Source organism: Bacteroides sp. 1_1_30, assembly GCF_020982715.1.
GTDB classification, from domain to species: Bacteria; Bacteroidota; Bacteroidia; order Bacteroidales; family Bacteroidaceae; genus Bacteroides; species Bacteroides xylanisolvens.
The window spans coordinates 1-3,472 of the sequence record NZ_JAJKHN010000171.1 but is presented as its reverse complement, the minus strand read 5'-3'; the positions used below and the strand labels follow the sequence as shown (position 1 = coordinate 3,472).

Annotated in this window: 3 protein-coding genes; all 3 read left to right on the top strand. The window is 50.7% G+C overall.

Annotation, left to right across the window (positions count from 1 at the left end; translation table 11 throughout):
* Window positions 1–43: 43 nt before the first annotated feature.
* Window positions 44–1,249, top strand: a complete 1,206-nt coding sequence (locus LPH68_RS25730) for a hypothetical protein (protein ID WP_230297236.1) — start codon at window positions 44–46, stop codon at window positions 1,247–1,249.
* Between the two features lie 14 nt (window positions 1,250–1,263).
* Window positions 1,264–2,241 (top strand): DUF6046 domain-containing protein, encoded by a 978-nt coding sequence (locus LPH68_RS25725; protein ID WP_048697029.1) that lies wholly within the window; start codon window positions 1,264–1,266, stop codon window positions 2,239–2,241.
* Window positions 2,232–3,472 (top strand): hypothetical protein (locus LPH68_RS25720; RefSeq protein ID WP_196069324.1); only part of this gene is annotated, 1,241 nt, incomplete at its 3' end. The genes LPH68_RS25725 and LPH68_RS25720, both read left to right, overlap by 10 nt.

Below are 3,472 nucleotides of genomic sequence, written 5' to 3'. Positions count from 1 at the left end.
TGCCACGGCGGGAATCGCCGCATTGGCCGGTGCTCTGGGCTGGGTGGCATATAAAACCTGGAAGATAAAGGAGGCGAAGGATGCCGTATTGGAAGAAATCACCTCGAACCGCAAGTACCGCTATCCGTCCATAGAAGGCCTCCATTCCTCTTTGAGTGAGACCTACAATATGGCGATCAAGACAAAACGTGCCGTGGACGAGGTTGTGGCGGGGAAGAGCATCGAAGAGGCTTCGGGACGTAAGATCGGTGCGTTCACATCCAACTGGTGGACGGGATTTCTGGGAGAGTTTGCCATTGCCTCCTCAGAAGGCATGGTGTCGCGCGAGCATATATACAATATGGACAAGGCACGTCAGGACGACATAAGGGAGGCGCTTGTGACCCTCGCCAAGCGGGACAGCCAGACACGCATTGACGCTGCCTACGCCGAATTCGGCAAGATGGGTACGGCACTGGACGTCGATGCCTTCCTTAAAACGGTACAGGAACGTTTCGGCCAGCAGGACAAGGATCTGGACAAGTCACTATGGAACGTAAGGGACGGTAAAATCGTCTATGTGGATGATATTGGTGACAAGCCGGAAGCGGTGGCCGCCCGGACATACGATTACGCCCGGTACATGAACACGCAGACCGTACCGGAGATTATACGGGCCGCAACAGCCTACCGTAACGCCATCTCGAGCGCCGCAGACGCGCAGGAGTTTATGCGTAAGGGCGGTTTCGATTTTAACAGGCTCAGGAGCTGGGGGTTCGAACAGGATGAGAAAGGCCGGTGGAAACAGCGGACATTGGGGCAGGATGCCACGGACGAGCAGCGTATAGACAATATTGCCAACCGTAAACTGGCGCACAATGTCCTTGTCAAATTCTTTTCATCACTCCGGCAAACGTTTGGCGGGTCAGCGGAGGCGGCCGAGAATATCCTTCGTGCAGCAGGATTTACACCCGGACAGTACAGCAACGAACCGGACTCCAACGATACCCGTCCGTTCGACACGAATCCGATCACCAATTCACACCTGGATGATGGAGGTGCCGGCGGAAACTACTCGGGCACGGGCAAACTGTCATCCGCAGCCCCCAAACAAGTTATCGTAAATATCGACAGCCTGCTGAGTGTAAGGACTATCGACCTGATGAAATCAAAGGAGGGACAGACGGAGGAGATACAGAACCTGAAGGAACAACTGGCACAGGCGCTTATTGATGTTGTCCACGACTTTGACGCATCATGGAACGCATAAAAAAACTATAAAAAATGGGAAGACTGATACAAATTGCATCCTCGACCTTGTTAAGCGGGGGGATACTTGGAAACGGTTCGATTGGCAGCTATATCAGCAACTCAGCCCGTCTTGCCATGGGCATGGGGCTGGCCGAGTTGCAGGACGGGCAGGTGCATTATTTCTCCAAACATCATGACCTGCTCAAACGGGCAGCGGTACAAATAACCTCACAAACGGCCTACGGATTGTTGCGTTCATATCCCAGATACCTTAAATATTGGGAACAGCAGGTACGGGATAAATACCTTCAGACACAATCACAATCCAGCCTGGCCAACAAGACCGGACAATACTACCGTCTTATCAGCGAGCAGCAGGCCGTGGCACAGAAGAAAAGCCATACCGATTCCATTGTCGGACGGACGGTAGCGGATTTCCTGGAACTCTCCATATCCCAAGAGGGCAAATATTACGACAACAGTGAGTGCAAGGTGCTGCCCAACAGCCAATACGGCCTGGTTACATTCGTGGACCTGGGACCACAGATACAAGTCGGCAGCCGGAACAATATCCTGTTGACACAAGTGCAGGGGCGTGATTATACCCGTAAGGAATATATATCCGGCGGTGACCTTGAGATCACCATCAACGGTAAAATCACATCCAAATATCCGGATGTGTATCCGGAAGCGGAAGTTTCCAGATTTATTAAACTGGTACAATACAAGGGGGTTGTCGATTGTGACAATACGGTATTGCGCCAGTTCAATATCTCACAGCTGATTATACAGGGGTATACGCTTCACCCGACGGACTGTAGGAACGTGCAGCCATATTCACTCAATTGTGTCGCCGTTGAGCCGTCCGAAGCGGTGGAGCTCAAACTGGCCGGGCAGGAAAAGGCCGATACGGCTATCAGGCACACGAACAAATGGATCAAATATGTCAAATTCGGTACGGAGATCATCGATCCCGTCTCATTGCTTAAACTGACACGCCTATGGGTGTAGCCGCAATGGATGTTCTCTGCTGTCGTATTACCATTGGAGATGCCGATCCGTCCAATCCGATGAAGATTCGCAGCGGAGTGGAGATAACGGAGGTTCATACGCTTGAGATTAACGAGAGCTACAAGAAGCTGATCGGGACGGCCAAAGTCACGTTCCCGAAAGGTACCGTATGCCGTTCGACGATTATCGGCAATATGACACTGGAAGGGAAAGACGTGTCCCGGATAACGACAGAGGTCATGCAGGATGGTGTGATTATCGAAAAGCGCAGCACACAACGCCTGGTTGATGAGACGACTTTTAAAGTAGGGCAACGCATCAATATCAAGCTGGGGTATAACGGTGTATTGAAAAATATGTTTGACGGTTACATTACCGGCTACAACTCGGACAGTACATTGGAAATACAATGTGAGAATATGGCCTACAAACTTAAATTGAAACAGGCGCCCCATTTCGAAACTCCGGCAAAGGGGACAACCGTGAATGATGTGCTGGATGGGAAATACAATATCTTGAAAGATACCGGTTTCAAGATACATTCCGATACAAAACGGTTTGATATCCATATCGGCAAGATCAAGGTGACGGATAACTTTACGGTAGCGGACATTCTTTCCGAATGGTCGAAATATAAGATTTATTGTTTTTTGAAATACGACGCTGAGAACGAAGGCATCATGCCTTCCATTGCTGTCGGACGTCCTTATTCGTCCAGCAAGGCGCAGCCGGTATTTCCGGAAGACGGCCCGGCCGGACCGTTCAAGATATATTTTAACGAACATGTGGCGCAGAGCAACCTGAAAGTGGTCAAGACCGACCCGAAGTTTCTGGCAGTGACGGGCAAGGCGCTTGGAACGGACGAGAAGTTCTTTGAAGTGACGGTACGCATGAATCCGGAATATGATCCGGCAGTACCGGGCAGCAAGGAGTTCCAAACGGTAAATGCCACCCAAATTTCAAAAAAGACACATAAAGTGACCGGAAACACGACGGCTTCGGGGGCAAAGACCAAAACAAAGGTGGATTTGTCCACCTATACCATCGTACCGTATATGTCACCGCACGTAGGCATCAATTCAGACCGGCTTGTGGAAGAGACAACTGAATACTTCCGGAATTACAACCTGAATGGAATCACCGGCAATGTGACCATATTCGGGGATTTCGGGCTGTCTCCTGCCGTACAGGTGGAACTGATCGATTTCCGTAACCCGTCCAAGAACGGCGT